We start from the raw sequence: 17,865 nt of genomic DNA, 5'->3' as shown, positions 1-17,865 counted from the left end.
ACGGGCGGGGCGGGCGGGGCGCGTTTCGGAGACGTCGCGCGGGACGTCGGGCGGACGGACTCCGGGGACGCCCTGTGCGGGCGGTCCGGACGGGCGTGGGCGGACCGGACGGGCGTGCCGGGCCGGTGTGGCGGACGGGACGTGACCCACCGCACGTGGGATGAGTCACGTCCGTGCGGCCGGGCAACCCGCGCGACGTGACCTTCGTCATTACCCGCGGGGCGGTCCCGTGCCCAATTGCGGTACGGGATGCGGCATATGACGGAGGCCGTTTTCCGCTCACCATTCCGCTGCGGCGCCGGCTACCGCTATGGTCCCCGTCGGTGGGTCGGCCCTTCGCCCCACCACACCCTCGGGGGGAGGGAAGGAACCCACAACGATGCCCGCACCCGTACCGCGGCAGAGAGCGATCCCGGCCGTGGAGAGTGGTCAGGCTCAAGCCGCGTCCTCACCCGTCGCCCCGTTCGCGAGCGCACCGGCGGCCGGCCCCACGGCTCCCGCCGACGGCGCCACTCCTCTCACCCTGCTGGTGATCGAGGACGACCCGGCGGGCGCGCTGAGCGTGCCCCGGATGCTGGACGCGGCGGGCAAGCCCATCCGCGTCCGCACCGCGCGCAACCTCACCGAGGCCGAGCGGCTGCTCACCGACGACGTCCAGTGCATCCTGCTCGACCTGACGCTGCCCGCGCCGGGCCGCGCCGCCGGGAGCGGCGACGAGCTGGCCACCCTCAAGCACGTCCTTCAGCTGGCGCCCCGGCACGCGGTCCTGGCCCTCACCGGGTCCGGCGACACCGAGCGCGGCTCGGAGGCGGTCCGCGTGGGCGCCCAGGACTACCTCCTGCGCGAGGAACTCGACGGACGGCTGCTGAGCCGCGCGATCCGGTACGCGGTGGAGCGCAAGCGTTCCGACACGGCCGAGCGACGGCTGACCGAGTCCCGGCTGCGCGCCCAGGAGAACGCCAGGCTGGAGCGAGGGCTCCTGCCGACACCACTCCTGGACGGCTCCTCGCTGCGCTTCGCGGCCCGCTATCGCCCGGGACGTTCCCGCGCGCTGCTCGGCGGCGACTTCTACGACACCGTCCGCACCCCCGACGGCACGGTGCACGCCATGATCGGCGACGTCTGCGGACACGGCCCCGACGAGGCGGCGCTCGGCGTGGAGCTGCGCATCGCGTGGCGGGCGCTGACGCTGGCCGGCCTGTGCGGGGACGAGCTGCTCTCGACGCTCCAACAGGTGCTGGAGCACGAACGCGACAACGACGAGATCTTCGCGACCCTCTGCACGGTGGACATCGCGCCGGACGGCCGCCGGGCCGGCCTGTGCCTGGCCGGTCACCCGTCCCCGCTGATAGCCCGCCCGGGACGCCCGGCGCGGCTGCTGCCGTACGAGTACGGCGGTCCGGCACTCGGTCTGCTGCCCCAGGCCCGCTGGCCGCGCATGCAGGTGGAGCTGGGCGCCGCCTGGAGCCTGATGCTCTACACCGACGGTCTGATCGAGGGCCGCGTCGGCGACGGCAAGGAGCGGCTCGGCCAGGACGGCATGGTGGAGCTGGTGCGCCGCCGGATCGCCGAGGGCCTGGAGGGCGAGGAGCTGCTGCGCGTGACGGTGAACGAGGTCAGGGACCTCAACGGCGGTGAGCTGACCGACGACGTGGCGGTCCTCCTGCTCGACCGCACCGTCTGACGGACACCGGCCGGGCCCCGGGCCCCCGGCGGCGCGCGCACGACCCCCGCTGCCCCGGGCCCGCCGGCCGCGCCGTGCGCGCATGACGAAGCCCCCGCTCGAAGCGGCTCGGCTCCCCGTGACGGGGTTCGAGTGGGCCTGGCGGGGGCCGGTGCTCGGAGTGCCGCGCGCCTTGGTCCCGAAGCGGGGCCGACGCGCCGTACGAGACAGGTGCCGGGCGGTTCAGCGGCCGCCGTTGTACGGGCCGTACGGGCCGTCGCTGCTGGAACCACGGCGACCGCGGCCGCCGCCACCGCCGGAAGCCGTACGCACCGCGGGCCGGACGTCGACGATGTAGACGATGCTGGCGATGACGCCGATGATCGGCAGGAACGACAGGATCGAGAAGAGGTAGCTCACCACCAGGGCGAGCCCCAGGATGATCAGCCAGAACGGCTTCGTCTGCTTGTCCGCCGCTCGGAACGCGTCCTCGCGACGGAAGGCCGCGTCGAACAGCCCGAAGGCGGCGAGGGCCATGAGGACGATCTTCAGCAGTCCCAGCAACCCCGCGAAGCCCAACATCAACATGCTGCCCACCGCCCGTTCCTACGACATCTACGCGGCAACCGTACCCGGAGAACGGGCCGGGCACCCCGAGGGTGCCCGGCCCGGCTCACCGCTCCTGCGACCGCCCGGGGACGGTCCGCCGACCCTGCTACTCGACGGGCGGGGTCGTCTTCTTGGCGGTGCTCTTCCTGGCCGGGGCCTTCTTCGCCGTCGGCGCGGGCGCGGCGGCCACGGGGCCGGTCCCGGCGGGCTTGTCCTCGACCTTGATCTCGCCCGGCTCGGCCTTCGGCTCGACGGCGACGGCGAGCTCCTCGATGCCGTCGGCCGCCTCGCCGCGCCAGGTCTTCACGGTCTGCTCGCCGTGCTCGGCGACCTTCTCGTACGCCTCGCGGGCCTTCACCGCGTACTCGGCGGCTACGCCGACACCGCGCAGTGCGAGGTCCTGGGCGGACTCACCGATCTTCTTCAGGTCGGTGTCGAAGGTGCTGATGAGGCCGGTCACCTTGGTCTGGAGGGTCGCCTGCGCCTCCTTGGCACGGGCGCCGGCCTTCTCCTGGACGGCGGCCGGATCGATGTTGCGCACGGTCTCGATGTGCGCCGGGGCCTCGGCGCGGAGCTGCTCCACGAGCGCCGGCACCTTCTTGGCCTGCTGCACGGCCAGGTCGGCGGTGCCGGCCAGGAAGTACAGCGGCGTCGGGTCGGTGGCGGCCTTGCGGATGTCGTCGGTGATGGCCATGAGGGTGGTCCTCCCGGATCGGCTGTCGACTGAGGGTGTGGGTGGTCCGCTGCGGAGAAGGCCCGTGAGGCTTCTCAACCGGCCGTCTGCTGCGGGCCGGCATCGCTGCCGTCGGCCGTGCGGGGGCCGCGGCGGGTGGTGTCCGGTACGTCAGGTATGTCTTGGGTGTGCTGTGGGCCGGGTGCCGCCTGTGCGTCGGTTTCCCCGACGGCGGTCTCCCGAACGCCCTCGGCGGCCGCGGCTGCCATCTCGAATCCGTTCTCCTTGCGGAAGGACTCGTAGATCTGGAGCAGCACCTGCTTCTGCCGCTCGGTCAACGTGGGATCGGCGAGGATGACGGCGCGCGTCTCCACCTCGTCCCGGTCCCGCTCGGCGTCGAGGATGCCGGCCCGCACGTACAGCGTCTCGGCGGAGATCCGCAGGGCCTTGGCGACCTGCTGCAACACCTCCGCGCTCGGCTTGCGCAGCCCGCGCTCGATCTGGCTCAGATACGGATTGGACACCCCGGCGGCGTCGGCGAGCTGCCGCAGCGACAGCTGCGCGTTGCGCCGCTGCTCGCGCAGGTAGTCACCGAGATTGCCGACGTTGAGCGATGCCATGCCGCTACCTTGCCCCACCCCTGCTAACAATTGCAAGCGCCTGCTTGCAAAAGTGCGCCACGCCACTCGCCCGGACCACGGGCCACCCCCGTGACCCGGCGTCGTCCGCGCAGCGGGCAGCCCTACCGGGCGGTCAGGACGGCTGGACCTGGTCGAAGAGTGCGAGGGCTTCGGCGGGGTCCGGGCTCACGAGGCGTTCCAGACCGGCCGTCGTGATCTTCGCCCACCTGCCGGCCCGCGCCCACATCCGCCCCTCGAAGGCGCGGACGGCGTCGTCCAGATGCCCAGGGTCGGTGGCGGTGGCGGTGGCGGTGGCGATGGACTCGGCGAGTTCGGCGCCTTCCAGCATCGCGAGGTTGGCGCCCGCCCCCAGCGGGGGCATCAGGTGGGCGGCGTCACCCAGGAGCGTCACGCCGGGGACGTGGGTCCAGGTGTGGGACACGGGCAGGGCGTGGAGGGGGCGGTGGACGAAGGCGGCGCCGTGGCGGAGGAGGTCGAGGACGGGAGCGGCCCAGCCGTCGAACAGAGCCAGCAGGCTCGATCGCACGGTCTCGACGTCGGCCGGGTCGAGGTTTGCGTGCCAGTCCAGCGGGGCGCGGAACTGGGCGTACACCTTGACGTGGCCGCCGCTGTTGCGCTGGGCGACGAGTCCGCGGTTCACGCCGTACACGGCCACGGAACCGTCGCCGATCAGCCGGGCGAGGTCGGGGTGGCGGGTGTCGACGTCGTCGAGGGAGGTCTCCACATAGGTGACGCCTGTGTAGTGCGGCGTCACCGACGAGACCGCCGGACGGGTCCGGGACCGGGCACCGTCCGCGCCGACCACGAGGTCGAACACCTCCTGCCGACCGTCCGCGAATTGGACCAGCACGCCGTCCCGGGCCCCTGGCACCACCCGCGTCACGCCCCGGCCCCACTGGACGTCGAGAGGGCCGAGCAGCAGGTCACGGAGTTGCCCGCGGTCGATCTCGGGATTGGCCCGGTCGTCCGGACGGGGTCGCCAGTCGCGCAGGACGGTCCCGTCCGTGTCCAGGATGCGCATGGCCTGCCCCTCGGGACGGGACAACGCCCGGAACTCCGCCAGCAGACCCGCCTTGTCCAGCGCGAGCTGGCCCAGCCCTTCGTGCAGGTCCAGCGTGCCGCCCGGGGGGCGGGCGTGGGTGCCGGGGTCGCGTTCGAGGACGGTGACGGGGTGGCCATGGCGGTGCAGGACGCGGGCGAGGGTGAGGCCGGCAGGACCGCTCCCGACGACTGCGATACGTTGTCTCATGGCGATACACTGTATTGATTGGATACGGTGTATCGCAACGGTACGGTGGGAGCATGACTGTCTGGGACCGGCCGGAGCCGCCGACTCAACCCGTGCCGCTCGACCGGGAGCGGATCGTCGCCGCCGCGATCGCCCTGGCCGACGAGGGCGGTCTCGAGGCGGTGTCGGTGCGCAAGGTCGCGGCCCGCCTGGACGCCGGCCCGATGCGGCTGTACAGATACATCTCCACCAAGGAGGAGCTGTTCGACCTCATGGTGGACGAGGTCCAGGCCGAGATCCTCCCCGAGGAACAGCCCGGTGACTGGCGGGAGGCGCTGCGCACCCTCGCCCGGCGCACCAGGCAGGCCGCCCTCCGCCACGACTGGCTCGCCGACCTGCTCGGCGGCCGCCCGGCCCTGGGGCCGAACGGCCTCGCCGTCGCCGAGGCCACGCTGGCCCCCTTCGAGGGCCTCGCCGACGTGGACACCGTCATGCGCGCCGTGGAGACTGTCAGCGCCTACTACATCGGCGCGATCAGGCGCGAGATCGCGAACCTGCGGGCCGAGCACGCCACGGGCCTGTCCAAGCACGACTGGCAGCGAGCCCACGGCCCGCACCTGACGGAAATACTGGCCACCGGCCGCTTCCCGGCGCTCGCCAAGGCCGTGTACGACGGCACGGACGTGGACGCCGAGACATCCTTCGCAACCGGCCTGGACTGGGTCCTCGACGCCGTGGCCGCCAGACTCACCCCGCCTCCGACGTGACGCACGCCCGGCTCCGGCCGAGAGCCCGTCGCTCGCCCCAGTAGCCGAGAGACGCAGCCGGCTCCACCGGGCATTGCCCAACTGCCTCGGCCCGCACTACGGTTGTCCGCATGACTGCCGGGTCGGCCTTGTGCCGTGAGCGAGTTGGGTGCCCGGCCTCCGAGTGAGGCCCGGGCGGGCCAGGAGTCCGCCCCTCTTTTTTCTTCTCCTCTCCGCCTCACCACGGGTGCGCGCGTCCGCACTCCGTGGCGGTCTCCCCTGCCCGGAAACGGGGGAGAGGCGTCGGGAGGACCACGGAAGAGGAAGGAATCCAGGCCCACGGACGAAAGCAGCGCATGCCCAACCCCTTCAACCAGCAGATCATCGAAGAGTTCCGTACCAACGGCGGCCGCGTCGGCGGTCCTTTCGAGGGAGCACGCCTGCTCCTGCTGACCACCACCGGCGCCCGGACCGGCACCCCGCACACCACGCCCGTCGCCTACTACCCCGACGGCGCCGACCGGGTCCTGGTCATCGCCTCGGCCGGCGGCTCGCCCCAACACCCCGACTGGTACCGCAACCTGCTCGCCCACCCCCGCGTCACGGTGGAGAACGGCGTCTTCACGTACGAGGCCGAAGCCCTCGTCCTGGAGGGCGCCGAGCGGGACGACGTCTTCGCGCGCGCCGTCGAGGCCGACCCGGGCTGGGCGGAGTACCAGGCGAAGACGGAACGCGTCATCCCCGTCGTCGCCCTCCGCGAGATCCCCGTGGCCGGCCCCCCGAGCTTCGCGGCGAGTTCCCCCGGCGAGGCCGTGAAGCTGGTCCACCGGGCCTTCCGGCGCGAACTCGCCCTCATCCGGCAGGAGTTCGCCGCCTCGGGCACCGCGCTGGGCGCCCAGCTCCGCATCAACTGCCTCACGCTCTGCCAGGGGATGCACCTGCACCACACCGGTGAGGACACGGCACTGTTCCCGTTCGCCGCCGGCCGCGACCCCGGACTCGCGCCGGCCCTGGACCGCCTGCGCGACGAGCACGAGCGGATCGCCGCTCTCCTCGAAGAGCTGCGCCGGGCCGTCTCCGCCGAGGACGCGGACCCCCGCACCGTGCTCACCGAGGTGGACCGCCTCACCGGCGAACTCGAAGCGCACCTGGCCCATGAGGAGGAGATACTGGTCCCCGTCCTGGAGGCCGCGTCGGCGTCCGCCTCCTGATCACGGTTGCCCGGCCGTCCGCCCCTGTCCCGGTGCGCCGGAGTGCCGGCTCACCAGGGCAGCGGGCGGGCGTGCAGCACGTCCAGCCGCGAGACCGCCCGGGTCAGCACCACGTACAGCCGGTGCAGGCCGCGTGCCTCGGCCTCCGCGATCGCCGCCGGCTCGACGGCCACGACATGGTCGTACTCGAGGCCCTTGGCGAGGGAGGCGGCCAGCACCGTGACCCGGGCGCCCGGTTCGCCGGGACCGGCGTACGGGATGCCCGCGGCGTCGAGCGCCTCCCGTACCCGTACGGTCTCCGCGTCGGCCGCGATGACGCCGACGGACCCCTCGTGGGCGAGGGCGTCCCGCACGGCGGCGACAGTCTCCAGGAGCACGTCGGCGGCCGGCCGGACCGTCAGCTCCCCGTCCCTGCGCAGCGACCGCGCCCGCGGCACGTCCACCTCCAGCCGTTCGAGGAGCCGGTTGGCGAGCCCGACCACCGCCTCCGGTACCCGGAAGCCGGTGGTCAGCGGCACCACCCGGGCGTCCGGCTTGCCCAGCTGCGCCAGCAGCTCGGGCCAGGTGCGGGCGGCCCAGGGGGTCGTGCCCTGCGCCAGGTCCCCGAGCACCGTCAGCGACCCGAAGGACGCCCGCCGCCCGATCGCCCGGCACTCCATCGGTGACAGGTCCTGCGCCTCGTCGACCACCACGTGGCCGTAGCCCCGCGGGTGTTCGAGGAGGCCGGCGACCTCGTCGAGGAGGATGAGGTCCGCAGCCGACCACCGTGCCGACCTGTACGACCTCGGCGCTCTCGCCCACAGGATCGCCCGCTGCTCGTCCGCGTCGAGGATCCCGTCCGCCGCCGCCGCGAGCGTCTGCGCATCGGTGAGCAGCTCCGCCACGACCTCCTCGGCCCGCACCCGGGGCCAGACCGCGTCGACGTACGCACTCATCGCACGGGCCCGGGAGATCCTCTGCACCCAGGCGTCGGTCCGCGGTCCGGCGCGCCGCTCCGCCTGTGCCTGGAGACACCGCACGGCCCGCGTCCGCACCCGCTCCCGTCCGGTCGCGTACGGCGGCTCCTCGGCCCGTACCCCCGCCACGATCCGTTCGAGGGCGGCGGCCGGGATCCGCCACCGGTAGGAGCCGTCCGGCACGGCCAGGGAGTCGGCACCGCCCGGCGTCACCCGCGCGTACAGGGCGCGGTGCAGCACCCGCGCCATGCGGGCGTCGTGCTTGACGACCGCGGCCCGTTCGTCGTCCTCGGCGGTGACGGGATGCCGGGCGATCTCGTCACCGACGGTCGACTGCCGCACCCCCGTCTCGCCGAGGGCCGGCAGCACCTCGGAGATGTACGACAGGAAGGTGCGGTTGGGTCCGAGGATCAGCAGGCCGCCGCGCCGGACGCGCTGCGGGCAGGTGTAGAGGAGGTACGCGGCGCGGTGCAGCCCGACCGCCGTCTTGCCGGTGCCGGGCGCGCCCTGCACGCACACCGAGACCGTCGGATCGCCCCGGACGAGGTCGTCCTGTTCGGGCTGGATGGTCGCGGCGATGTCCCGCATGGGCCCGACACGGGGACGTTCGATCTCGTCGGCGAGGATGGCGCTGCCCTGCCCGGGCGCCCGGGGTGCGCCGTGACCGTCCGGGCCGCCGCCCGTGAGGGGTTCGTCCTCCAGGCCGGTGAGATCGGCGGAGTCCCCGCGGCTGCCGGGCGCCCAGCCGAACCGTCTCCGCACGGCGACGCCCTGCGGATCGCGGGGGCTCGCCTGGTAGAAGGCCCGCGAGACGGGGGCGCGCCAGTCGACGACGAGCGGTGGGGCGGAGGGCTGCTCGGTGATCCGGAGCCGGCCGATGTGGTAGCTCGCCCCGGCGTGCTCGCCCCCGCTCGTGTCGAAGTCGAGCCGGCCGAAGAACAGCGGGCCCTCGGGAAGCTCGCGCAGTTCCTTGGCGCGGCTGCGGAACCGGTGTCCGAGGACTTCGGCGTCGGCGCCGGACGCGGACACGTCCTCGCCGGTGACGACCTGTTCCCGGGCGCCCTCGACCATGGCGGCGAGAGCGGCGCGGCAGGTGTCGTGATGGGCGCGTTCACGGGTGAGGGCACGGACGGGGTCGGGGGACTGGCCGGGTGACGTCATTCCACCGAGCGTAACGGATAACGTTACTCGGTCACATATTTGCCTCGGTTACTTTCAAAGCCCGTTCCAGCCGGCCGAAGGCCCGCTCGGCGGCGGCGACGGCTTCGCCGCGGACCTCCGCGGCCGGTTCACCGGCCGCCATCCGCCGCCAGTTCTCCAGGGCGAGGACGCGCTGCACGGCGATGGTCTGCCCGGCGGCGAGCCGGGCGTCGAGGTCGCCGCCGAGCGCCTCGGCGAGCGCCGACTCCGAGCGCTCCAGATACGCGTGCAGGCGGCCCGCGAGCGACGGCGTCCCGTAGAGCAGCCGGTGGAAGGCGAGGACGCGGGGGTCGTCGTTGAGCCCGGTGACGGGATCGAACCGTTCCAGGCCCGCGACGAAATGCTTCCGCAGCGCCCCGGTGGCGGACTCCCCCGCCGGACGCCCGGTGACCACCCGCGCCGCCTCGTCCTCGTGGTCGGCGAACCGGTGCAGGACGAGATCCTCCTTGGCCGGGAAGTACCGGAAGAGGGTCGGCTTGGAGATCTCCGCGGCGGCGGCCACCTCGGCGACGGACACCTCGTCGAACCCCCTGTCCAGGAAGAGCCCGATCGCGATGTCGGAGACGGCCTGGTACATCCGCTGCTTCTTGCGCTCGCGCAGCCCCGTTTCAGCCATGCCCCGAGCCTACGCACCCCGGCCGCCCCGCACCCTTGACCTCAAGTGCGCTTGAGGCCGAAGACTGCCGTGCGTCCGCACCGATCCGCGGTAGCGCCGGTCCACGAGGAGAGCACGATGCTGGCAGCACAGGTGACGACGTTCGGCGGCCCGGAGGTCCTGGTGCCCGGGGAGGTTCCCGACCCGGTCCCGGGCCCGGGCGAGGTGGTGATCGACGTCGCCTACGTGGACACGATCTTCGTGGAGACCCAGATCAGGGGCGGCTGGGGCCGCGAGTTCTTCCCGGTGACCCCGCCGTACGTGCCGGGCGGCGGGGTGGCCGGGGTGGTGAGCGCTGGGGGCCCCGGGGTGCCCGGGCACTGGCTGGGCCGACGGGTGACCGCCTTCGTGACGGGCAGCTACGCGGAGCGCGCCGTCGCTCCGGTCCCCGCCCTGGTCCCCGTCCCGGACGGCGTCGGCCTCCGTACGGCCGCCGCGCTGGTCCACGACGGCGTGACCGCGGCCGGCCTGATGGAACTGACGAAGGTCCGGGCCACCGACCGCGTCCTGGTCCTGGGCGCCTCCGGAGGCATGGGCACGCTCCTCGTCCAGCTGGCCCACGCCCGGGACGCCCGCGTGGTGGCGGTCGCCCGGGGCGCCGGAAAGCTCGCCCTGGTGAGGGAGCTGGGAGCCGACGCGGCGGTCGACGCCACGCTCCCCGACTGGCCGGCGGCAGCCGCCGCGGCCCTCGGCGGTGACGACCGCGCCGCCGACGTGGTCCTCGACGGCGTCGGCGGACAGCTCGGCTCGGCCGCCTTCCCGGTGACGGCGGACGGCGGCCGCTTCTCGGCCCACGGCGCACCCACGGGCGGCTTCACCCGGGTCGACCGGGAGGAGGCGGCCCGCCGCGGCATCACCCTCCTCGGCATCGGCGACCTCCAGTTCGACACCGCCGCCCGGACCCGCCTCGCGACCACCGCCCTCACCGAGGCTGCGGCGGGCCGCCTGCGCCCCGTGATCGGGGGGACGTACCCCCTGAACCGGGCGGCCGACGCCCACGCGGCCGTCGAGAGCCGGGAACTGGTGGGCAAGGTCGTCCTGAAGGTGTGAAAGAGCCGGGGGGACACGGCCTACGGGACCCAAGTGGGGTCGGCGACGGCGGCGTTGGTCACCGGCTCGGGTCCGCTCAGAAGATGTCCGGGCACCACGGCCGTCTGGAGGTGCGCAGCAGCGCGTCGGCGACGGCGGCGGCGCCCGCTCGTTCCTCCCGCACCCGGCCGAGCGCCGCGAGCCGCACCGCCGACTCGTCGCCCAGCCACAGTGACGCCAACTCGCCTGTACCGAGGGTGAGTTCCGGGTTCTGCCCGGTCGGGACACAGGACGCGCCGTCCGGCGCCGCGTCGAGCAGGTACCGTCCGGCCGACAGCCCGTCCCGGTCGGTGACCTCCAGGACCAGCGACCCGGTCCCGTCGTACGTACGCGCCTCCAGGGCCCGTACGACATCCAGGATCCGCACCCACAGCCAGTCCGCCTGGGTGGTGATGCGGGCGGCGCGGGGGTCGGGCAGCAGGTGCGGCAGCAGGTCGTCCGGGGCCCGCCGGCCCGACTTCACGCGGGCGATCCAGTCGATCGAGCAGAGGTACTGCCACAGGGCCCGCTCCGCGGCCGGGGTCACCGCGATCAGCCAGTTCACCGACGCCGTGTTGAGCGGCTGCTTCGCGTCGCCCCAGTTGTCGTCCGACGCGTAGGAGACCAGGCCCTCGACCTCGCCGGCCGCCGAGCGGTAGAGGGCGTAGAACGGCTCGGTCCACGGCGCGCGGTCCAGGACCAGCGCGCCGGTGTTCACCTGCCACCAGCGCTCGTCCCGGCTGACCGCACCGGGCTGGACGCGCCGGAGCCGTTCGTGCAGCTCGGGCCCGCTCTTGCGCACGTCCTCGGCGTCCACCAGGTCGATGCGGCCGCCGTCGGCCGGGCCCGACCACCGGGGGTCGAGGCCCGCCCGCGGCACGTCGACCGTCCACTCGGCGGAGGTGGTCGCGGCCCCGAAGCCGTACCGCCCGTAGATCGGGTACTCGGCGGCGATCAGCGTCGCCACCACGTCGCCGCGCTCCTTCGCCGCCGCGAGGTCCCGGGCCATCATGCGGGTGAGCAGTCCCCGGCGTCGGTGCGTGGCGGTCACCGTCACGTTCGAGATGGCGTCGGCGGGTACCGGGGCGCCGCCGACCGCCGTGAGCTGCTGCGGGAACGACCGGAACGTCGCCACGCACCGGGAACCGTCGAAGGCGCCCAGCGTCCGCTCCGGGACGATGTACGAACCCCGGTCGGCGACCTCCTGCTCCGACACGGCGGGCGACCGGAGGAAGCCGGTGTTCAGGGCGCGGATCCAGTCGGGGATCTCGGCCTCGGTGATCGCTCGTACGTCGGTGCCGTCACGATGGGTCATGCGGTCACGCTAGGTCCCTGGCGGGGCGGGTGTCGCCAGGTTTTCGCCCCCCTGCGCCCCCCTGCCCGGCCGTCCTGTCCCGCGGGTGCTCCGCACGCGGTCGTGCCCGCGTCGTGCCGGTGCCTCCGGCGCTCAGAACGCCGGGCGGATCTCACCGACCTCCCGGCCGGCGCCCAGCAGGGGCGCGTGCCCGATGCGGGACAGCACCGGGGCGTCCACGCCGAGGAGGGCGAGGGCGCGGGCCAGGACGGGGCCCAGCGCCCGGACCGAACCGTCGTCGATCTTGAAGGCGAGGGCGCGGCCGTCGGGCAGGGCGACCGCCTGGACGGCCTCGGCGCCCATCTTGGACAGCGCGCCGGGCACCTCCCGCATGAGCCAGGTGTCGGGACGGCGGGTGCCGGCGACGTACTCGGGGTGGGCGCGCATCGCGTCGGCGACCCGGCGCTCGGCGGTGCCGGGCGCGGCCAGCACGAAGGAGCGGAAGGCGCGGGCCAGACCGGTCAGCGTGATCGCCATCAGCGGGGCGCCGCAGCCGTCCGTGCCGACCGCGGCCACCCGCTCGCCGGCCGCGTCCTCCACCACGGAGTGGATCAGCCGCTGGAGGGGATGGCCGGGGTCCAGGTAGGAGTCCAGCGGCCAGTCGCGCAGGCGGCAGACGGCGAGCATGGCGGCGTGCTTGCCGGAGCAGTTCATGGTCACCCGGTCCCGGACCGCGCCGGCGGCCAGGTACGTCTCGGCCTCGACGGGGTCCAGCGGCAGGTCCGCGGGGCACTGCAACTGCTCCGGGGCGAGTCCGTGCTCGGTCAGCATCTTCTGGACGAGGTCACGGTGGAAGGGTTCGCCCGAATGGCTGGCGGCCGCCAGCGCCAGGCGCTCGCCCGCGAGGTCGAGGCCCGCCCGCAGGACACCGGCCGCCTGCATCGGCTTGTTGGAGGACCGGGGGAAGACGGGGGCACTCACGTCTCCCAGAGCCAGGTCCACCGATCCGTCCGCGGCCAGCAGCACCAGGCTGCCCCGGTGACGGCCCTCGACGAAGCCGGAACGGACGATCTCGGCGAGGACGGGGGGTATCGCGGGGACGGACATGTGCGCGGGCCTTCCGGGGCGGGACCCGCCCCGGCGACGGCGGGCGCTCCGCGGACGCCCGGTCGGGGCGCCGGGGTCACTCCGGCCGGGACGCCCGGGATCACCGGGGCCACCGCGTCACATGAGCAGGTCGTCTACTTGTGCTTCTCCCTCACGGTACCTGCGGGCGATCTCCGCGCTGCAATCGTCGGCGGTGCGCTGGAGCCGCTGGCGCCGCCGGGAGACCTGCTGCTCGTAGCGCACCAGCCGGCCCATCCCGTCGTTCAGCTCGTCGTCCGTGCGGGCCTCGAGGTCCGACAGCTCGACCTCGGACAGCATGTCGGCGGCCAGCCGCCGGTACTCCTCGCCGCGCGGTGTGCCGACCGTCACGTGCCGGGCCGACGAGCGGTGCCGGGCGGGCGCGTCCGTGAGGATCTCGGGGAGCCGGTCCATGAGCGAGGGCACCGCGACGAGCCCGCACGGCGCCGGCAGGCCCCCACGACGGGCGAGCTCGGCCCGCAGGATGTCGATACGGCCCTGGAGCAGCCGTCGCACATAGCTGAGGTCGGCCTCGTCCCGCTGGGCGTCCCGGCGCAGGGTGCGCAGCTCGGGCAGGCCCAGCACGGCGAGTTCGGGCTCGGGCGGGTCCACGGCCAGCGGGCTGTCGGTGCGCTGCACGGGCGGCCGGTGAGGGGCGCCCGTGCCGTCGCCGCCGCCGGGCGGGCTGTCGCGGGTCGTCGACACGGTCCCGGGCGGACGCCCGGTGCTGCTCGGTGTGCTCATGTGCCTCTGCCGTCCCCTCGACCGGTGCGGTCACACCGCGTATGAGCCTCGCGGTACCTGCATGGTGCCACCCCGGGAGCCCGCTATGTGACCGAGTGCCCCCGAACGGCCCCGGATGGGGGGTTCGAACCCCCCGTAAATCATGCGAAGGGCCCGCACGGCATGATGGTCCGCATGCGTGCGGTGGTGCAGAGAGTGGACGGCGCGAGCGTCGTCGTGGACGGGCCGGACGGCCCGGAGACGGTCGGCGGGATCAGCGGCGAGGGGCTGTGCGTCCTGGTGGGCGTCACCCACGACGACACCAAGGAGAAGGCGGCCCAACTGGCCCGCAAGCTCTGGTCGGTCCGGATGCTCAGCGAGGAGCGTTCCTGCTCGGACATCGACGCGCCGCTGCTGGTCGTCAGCCAGTTCACGCTCTACGGCAACGCCCGCAAGGGCCGCCGCCCCACCTGGAACGCGGCCGCGCCCGGTGAGGTCGCCGAGCCCCTGGTCGACGAGGTGGTCGCCCAGCTCCGGTCGCTGGGCGCCACGGTCGCGACGGGCCGGTTCGGCGCGTCGATGCGGGTCTCGCTGACGAACGACGGCCCGTTCACGGTCCTGCTGGAGATGTGACGCCCACGGCCCGCGCCCCGGACTCCTACGGTTCGACGACGACTTCCTGGGCCGCCGCCGTCGTGTCGGCGAGCAGCCGCGCGCCCGGCGGAACGTTCCGCTTCACCAGGGCCAGCGCGATGGGGCCCAGTTCGTAGTGGCGTACGGACGTCGTCACGAAGCCGATCTTGCGGCCGTCGGGACCCTCGTCCGCGATGCGCAGTTCCGTGCCGTGCGGCGGCAGGTGGACCTCGCTGCCGTCCAGGTGCAGGAAGACCAGCCGGCGCGGGGGCTTGCCCAGGTTGTGGACCCGGGCGACCGTCTCCTGTCCGCGGTAGCAGCCCTTCTGGAGGTGGACGGCGCTGCCGATCCAGCCCAGTTCGTGCGGGATGGTGCGGTGGTCGGTCTCGAAGCCGAGCCGCGGGCGCTGGTGTTCGACGCGCAGCGCCTCGTACGCCAGCAGCCCGACCGCCGGTCCGTGGCCACCGGTGTCCGCCGCGAACGCCTCCAGCCCGGCGCGCGGCAGGAAGAGGTCGCGTCCGTGCGGGGTCTCGCGGACGACGACGCCCTCCGGCACCTCGGCGATGGAACCGGCCGGCAGGTGCACGACCGCGATCTCGCCCGTCCGGTCGGTGACGTCGACGCGGTAGAAGAACTTCATGGACTCCAGGTACGCGATCAGCGCGTCCTGGGTGCCGGGCTCGGTGTGCATCCACACCGTCTCGCCGTCGTCGACGAGGTACAGCGCGTGTTCGATGTGGCCGTTGGCGGAGAGGATCAGCGCCTCGGTGGCACGGCCGGCGGGGAGGTCGCTGACGTGCTGGGTGAGCAGCAGGTGCAGCCAGCTCAGCCGGTCCGCGCCGGAGACGGCGACGACGCCGCGGTGCGAGAGGTCGACGAAGCCGGTGCCGTCGGCGAGGGTCCGCTGCTCGCGGAACAGGTCGCCGTAGTGGGCTGCGACGCCTTCGTCCACACCCTCGGCGGGCACGGCGCCGGGCAGGGACAGCAGGGGGCTCTTCATACGCTAACCCTACGACTCGGTAGTTGAAGTCTTGAGCGTGCAGCTCTGGCAGCGCCCGAAGATCGCGAAGTGCTTCAGGTCCGTGTCGAAGCCGAAGGTGTCCCGCAGTTTGGCGGTGAACTCGGCGGCCACCTCGACGTCGGCCTCGATGACGTTCGTGCAGTCACGGCAGACCAGGTGGATGTGGTGGTGCCGGTCGGCCAGGTGGTACGTCGGGGCACCGTGCCCGAGGTGGGCGTGACTGACCAGGCCGAGCTCCTCCAGGAGCTCCAGCGTGCGGTAGACCGTGGAAATGTTGACCCCCGACGCCGTCTTCCTCACCTCGATGAGGATGTCGTCGGGGGTCGCGTGCTCCAGGGTGTCCACGGCTTCGAGGACAAGCTGGCGCTGCGGCGTCAGCCGGTAGCCGCGCTGCCTCAGGTCGCTCTTCCAGTCGGTGCTCACCACACCGGAAGTGTATGGCCACCGGGCCGGAGCCGCCGGGGACTCGATCGGCCTACTTGAAGAAGGCGATCCCGTCGTCCGGCATGTCGTCCGGCAGGGCCTTGGCCCAGCGCTCGACGTCCTCCGGGGTGACGACCTTCTTCAGGTGCGCCGACAGGTAGGGGCGCAGCTCGACCTCGGGGGTCTGCTTCTCGCCGACCCACATCAGGTCGCTCTTGACGTAGCCGTACAGACGCTTGCCGCCGGTGTACGGGCCGGAGGCCGCCGTGCGGGCCACGGCGTCGGTGACCAGGTCGATCTGCGGCTTCTTGGCGGCCAGCTCGCCGTACCAGATCTCGACGACGCCGTCGTCGCGGGTCATGACGACCTCGACCTTGCGGTCGCCGTCGATCCGCCAGAAGCCGGATTCGGTCTCCAGCGGCCTGACCTTGTTCCCGTCGGTGTCGAGGACCCAGGTGCGGGAGTGGTACTCCAGGAAGTCCCGGCCGTCGTGGCTGAAGGTGACCTCCTGCCCGAAGTTGCACTTCTCGGAACCGGGGAAGTCGTGGACGCCCGCGCCGGCCCAGCTGCCGAGCAGGAAGGCGAGCGGGACGAGGTCCTTGTGGAGGTCGGACGGGATCTCGATCATGAGCAGCTTTTCGTCGGGGGCGTCGGGGACGTCGCGGAGGTCAGGGACGACGCGGGGTCAGCGCTGGCCCTGGTACAGCTTCTTCACGGTCAGTCCGGCGAAGGCGAGGACGCCGACGCAGACCAGGACCAGCAGGGCTTCGAAGAATGCCTCAAGCACGGGGTGCTCCTCGATTGAGCGGGGTGGAAGTACAAGCGCCGGGTCCCAGCTTAGTGGGCGGGGACCCGGCTCTCTCTGTGAGGTCGCCCTCGGGGTCACCGTCCGCCGATGTCCTCGACGCGTCGATCACGACGCGGACTACCATGCGGCCATGGCGAAGAAGCTCGTGATCAAGGTGACCGCGGGGGCCGATGCCCCCGAGCGCTGCTCGCAGGCGTTCACCGTCGCGGCGGTGGCGGTGGCCAGCGGTGTCGACGTCTCCCTCTGGCTGACCGGGGAGTCCGCGTGGTTCGCGCTGCCGGGCCGGGCGGCGGAGTTCGAGCTTCCGCACGCGGCACCGCTGCCCGAGCTGATCCACTCGATCATGGCGGCCGGCCGCATCACCCTGTGCACCCAGTGCGCGGCCCGCCGGGACATCACGGAGAAGGACGTCCTCGAGGGCGTCCGCATCGCGGGTGCCCAGGTGTTCGTGCAGGAGGCGATGGCCGACGGGACGCAGGCGCTCGTCTACTGAGACGGTGGCCGCCGCTACTGCGGCCGGCGCCTCTTCCCGTCCAGCTCGTCCCACCACTCGTCGGACTTAGGGTCCCCCGAGGGGTCGTCCCACCACCGGTCCTCGGGCCCGCGCCGGTTGGCCACCATCGCGGCCACCGGCGGGATCACCATCGCCACCACACACATCCCGACGGCAGCGGGAACCGACCAGAGCCGCACGACGCCCCAGGCCAGGACGAAGAGGCCGATGCACGTCGCCATCAGGGCGAAGTAGGCGTGCCGCCGTCGCGCGTACATACCTCCAGCGTAGGCCGCGGACAGCCGCAGGGCCGCACCCCGAGCGTCCAACCCTGGGGTGCGGCCCTGCGGCCGTTCGGGTGCCGGCGTCAGACGGCGATCGCGACCTCGGCGAGGCCGCCCGTCTGCGCGACGACCGTACGGTCCGCGGTGCCACCGGGGACCAGCGCCCGGAGGGTCCAGGTGCCCTCGGCCGCGTAGAAGCGGAACTGCCCGGTCGCCGAGGTCGGAACCTCGGCGGTGAACTCGCCCGTCGAGTCCAGCAGACGGACGTAACCGGTGACGGGCTCGCCGTCGCGGGTCACCTGACCCTGGATCGTGGTCTCACCGGGCTTGATCGTCGACGCGTCGGGGCCGCCGGCCTTCGCTCCACACATAAGTTCTGTCCTTCGGGTGATGAGGGGTCGCGGAGGCCGC

General features: G+C 73.2%; 20 protein-coding genes. 6 read left to right on the top strand and 14 right to left on the bottom strand.

Going from position 1 to position 17,865, the window contains the following annotated elements; genetic code table 11:
- Positions 1-379: 379 nt before the first annotated feature.
- Positions 380-1,684, top strand: a complete 1,305-nt coding sequence (locus tag ACFYP4_RS33020; protein ID WP_358854156.1) for a SpoIIE family protein phosphatase — start codon at positions 380-382, stop codon at positions 1,682-1,684.
- Positions 1,685-1,906: 222 nt separating this feature from the next.
- Here ACFYP4_RS33020 and ACFYP4_RS33015 read toward each other — a convergent pair whose 3' ends face one another.
- The 4 genes from ACFYP4_RS33015 to ACFYP4_RS33000 form a co-directional block, all read right to left on the bottom strand.
- Positions 1,907-2,251 (bottom strand): DUF2516 family protein, encoded by a 345-nt coding sequence (locus ACFYP4_RS33015; RefSeq protein WP_356169599.1) that lies wholly within the window; start codon positions 2,249-2,251, stop codon positions 1,907-1,909.
- Between the two features lie 127 nt (positions 2,252-2,378).
- Positions 2,379-2,966, bottom strand: coding sequence for a hypothetical protein (locus ACFYP4_RS33010; RefSeq protein WP_388790508.1), 588 nt, complete (start codon positions 2,964-2,966; stop codon positions 2,379-2,381).
- A gap of 74 nt (positions 2,967-3,040) precedes the next feature.
- Positions 3,041-3,565 (bottom strand): helix-turn-helix transcriptional regulator, encoded by a 525-nt coding sequence (locus ACFYP4_RS33005; protein ID WP_358854158.1) that lies wholly within the window; start codon positions 3,563-3,565, stop codon positions 3,041-3,043.
- Positions 3,566-3,698: 133 nt separating this feature from the next.
- Positions 3,699-4,835 (bottom strand): FAD-dependent oxidoreductase, encoded by a 1,137-nt coding sequence (locus tag ACFYP4_RS33000; protein WP_388790504.1) that lies wholly within the window; start codon positions 4,833-4,835, stop codon positions 3,699-3,701.
- Between the two features lie 53 nt (positions 4,836-4,888).
- On the opposite strand from ACFYP4_RS33000, the gene ACFYP4_RS32995 reads away from it, so the two are divergent.
- Both ACFYP4_RS32995 and ACFYP4_RS32990 read left to right on the top strand, forming a co-directional pair.
- On the top strand, positions 4,889-5,581 hold the full coding sequence (locus ACFYP4_RS32995; RefSeq protein WP_358854160.1) for a TetR/AcrR family transcriptional regulator C-terminal domain-containing protein: 693 nt from the start codon (positions 4,889-4,891) through the stop codon (positions 5,579-5,581).
- A gap of 335 nt (positions 5,582-5,916) precedes the next feature.
- A complete protein-coding gene (locus tag ACFYP4_RS32990) occupies positions 5,917-6,771 on the top strand; it encodes a nitroreductase/quinone reductase family protein (RefSeq protein WP_388790500.1) in 855 nt (284 codons plus the stop codon).
- 50 nt (positions 6,772-6,821) lie between these two features.
- Here ACFYP4_RS32990 and ACFYP4_RS32985 read toward each other — a convergent pair whose 3' ends face one another.
- Positions 6,822-8,888: a HelD family protein gene (locus tag ACFYP4_RS32985; RefSeq protein ID WP_388790497.1), complete on the bottom strand. Its 2,067-nt coding sequence runs from the start codon at positions 8,886-8,888 to the stop codon at positions 6,822-6,824.
- 31 nt (positions 8,889-8,919) lie between these two features.
- Complete coding sequence (locus ACFYP4_RS32980) at positions 8,920-9,543, bottom strand: TetR family transcriptional regulator (RefSeq protein WP_388790494.1); 624 nt, start codon at positions 9,541-9,543, stop codon at positions 8,920-8,922.
- 117 nt (positions 9,544-9,660) lie between these two features.
- Here ACFYP4_RS32980 and ACFYP4_RS32975 point away from each other — a divergent pair, with 117 nt between their 5' ends.
- Positions 9,661-10,632 carry a zinc-binding dehydrogenase gene (locus tag ACFYP4_RS32975; protein ID WP_388790491.1) on the top strand — a complete coding sequence of 324 codons (972 nt, stop codon included), beginning with the start codon at positions 9,661-9,663 and terminating at the stop codon, positions 10,630-10,632.
- Between the two features lie 76 nt (positions 10,633-10,708).
- Here the strand turns inward: ACFYP4_RS32975 and ACFYP4_RS32970 are convergent, their stop codons facing one another.
- The 3 genes from ACFYP4_RS32970 to ACFYP4_RS32960 all read right to left on the bottom strand — a co-directional run bounded on the left by ACFYP4_RS32970 (position 10,709) and on the right by ACFYP4_RS32960 (position 13,813).
- Positions 10,709-11,965: a GNAT family N-acetyltransferase gene (locus tag ACFYP4_RS32970; RefSeq protein ID WP_358854165.1), complete on the bottom strand. Its 1,257-nt coding sequence runs from the start codon at positions 11,963-11,965 to the stop codon at positions 10,709-10,711.
- A gap of 132 nt (positions 11,966-12,097) precedes the next feature.
- Complete coding sequence (locus ACFYP4_RS32965) at positions 12,098-13,051, bottom strand: asparaginase (RefSeq protein ID WP_358854166.1); 954 nt, start codon at positions 13,049-13,051, stop codon at positions 12,098-12,100.
- A gap of 117 nt (positions 13,052-13,168) precedes the next feature.
- The gene (locus ACFYP4_RS32960; RefSeq protein WP_358854167.1) at positions 13,169-13,813 is read right to left on the bottom strand and encodes an AmfC protein; all 645 of its coding nucleotides are present in this window, start codon (positions 13,811-13,813) and stop codon (positions 13,169-13,171) included.
- A 174-nt stretch (positions 13,814-13,987) separates the two neighbouring features.
- Between ACFYP4_RS32960 and dtd the strand changes: the two genes are divergently transcribed.
- Positions 13,988-14,425: a D-aminoacyl-tRNA deacylase gene (gene dtd, locus ACFYP4_RS32955; protein ID WP_388790487.1), complete on the top strand. Its 438-nt coding sequence runs from the start codon at positions 13,988-13,990 to the stop codon at positions 14,423-14,425.
- 25 nt (positions 14,426-14,450) lie between these two features.
- On the opposite strand, the gene ACFYP4_RS32950 is transcribed toward dtd, so the two are convergent.
- The 3 genes from ACFYP4_RS32950 to ACFYP4_RS32940 are packed head-to-tail and all read right to left on the bottom strand — an operon-like array spanning position 14,451 to position 16,497.
- Positions 14,451-15,425: a YgfZ/GcvT domain-containing protein gene (locus tag ACFYP4_RS32950; protein ID WP_388790484.1), complete on the bottom strand. Its 975-nt coding sequence runs from the start codon at positions 15,423-15,425 to the stop codon at positions 14,451-14,453.
- A 9-nt stretch (positions 15,426-15,434) separates the two neighbouring features.
- The gene (locus tag ACFYP4_RS32945) at positions 15,435-15,872 is read right to left on the bottom strand and encodes a transcriptional repressor (protein WP_358854170.1); all 438 of its coding nucleotides are present in this window, start codon (positions 15,870-15,872) and stop codon (positions 15,435-15,437) included.
- Between the two features lie 49 nt (positions 15,873-15,921).
- Positions 15,922-16,497: an FABP family protein gene (locus ACFYP4_RS32940; protein ID WP_358854171.1), complete on the bottom strand. Its 576-nt coding sequence runs from the start codon at positions 16,495-16,497 to the stop codon at positions 15,922-15,924.
- A 310-nt stretch (positions 16,498-16,807) separates the two neighbouring features.
- Here ACFYP4_RS32940 and ACFYP4_RS32935 point away from each other — a divergent pair, with 310 nt between their 5' ends.
- Entirely contained in the window at positions 16,808-17,170 is a 363-nt protein-coding gene (locus ACFYP4_RS32935) for a DsrE family protein (protein WP_358854172.1), read from the top strand.
- A 14-nt stretch (positions 17,171-17,184) separates the two neighbouring features.
- On the opposite strand, the gene ACFYP4_RS32930 is transcribed toward ACFYP4_RS32935, so the two are convergent.
- Both ACFYP4_RS32930 and ACFYP4_RS32925 read right to left on the bottom strand, forming a co-directional pair.
- Positions 17,185-17,448 carry a DUF3099 domain-containing protein gene (locus tag ACFYP4_RS32930; RefSeq protein ID WP_358854173.1) on the bottom strand — a complete coding sequence of 88 codons (264 nt, stop codon included), beginning with the start codon at positions 17,446-17,448 and terminating at the stop codon, positions 17,185-17,187.
- Between the two features lie 89 nt (positions 17,449-17,537).
- Entirely contained in the window at positions 17,538-17,825 is a 288-nt protein-coding gene (locus ACFYP4_RS32925; RefSeq protein ID WP_127832476.1) for a DUF1416 domain-containing protein, read from the bottom strand.
- Positions 17,826-17,865 lie beyond the last annotated feature (40 nt).

The organism is Streptomyces sp. NPDC005551 (assembly GCF_042871785.1).
GTDB lineage: Bacteria > Actinomycetota > Actinomycetes > Streptomycetales > Streptomycetaceae > Streptomyces.
Note: the sequence above shows the minus strand (reverse complement) of the source record. Positions and strands in the feature narration are given on the sequence as shown.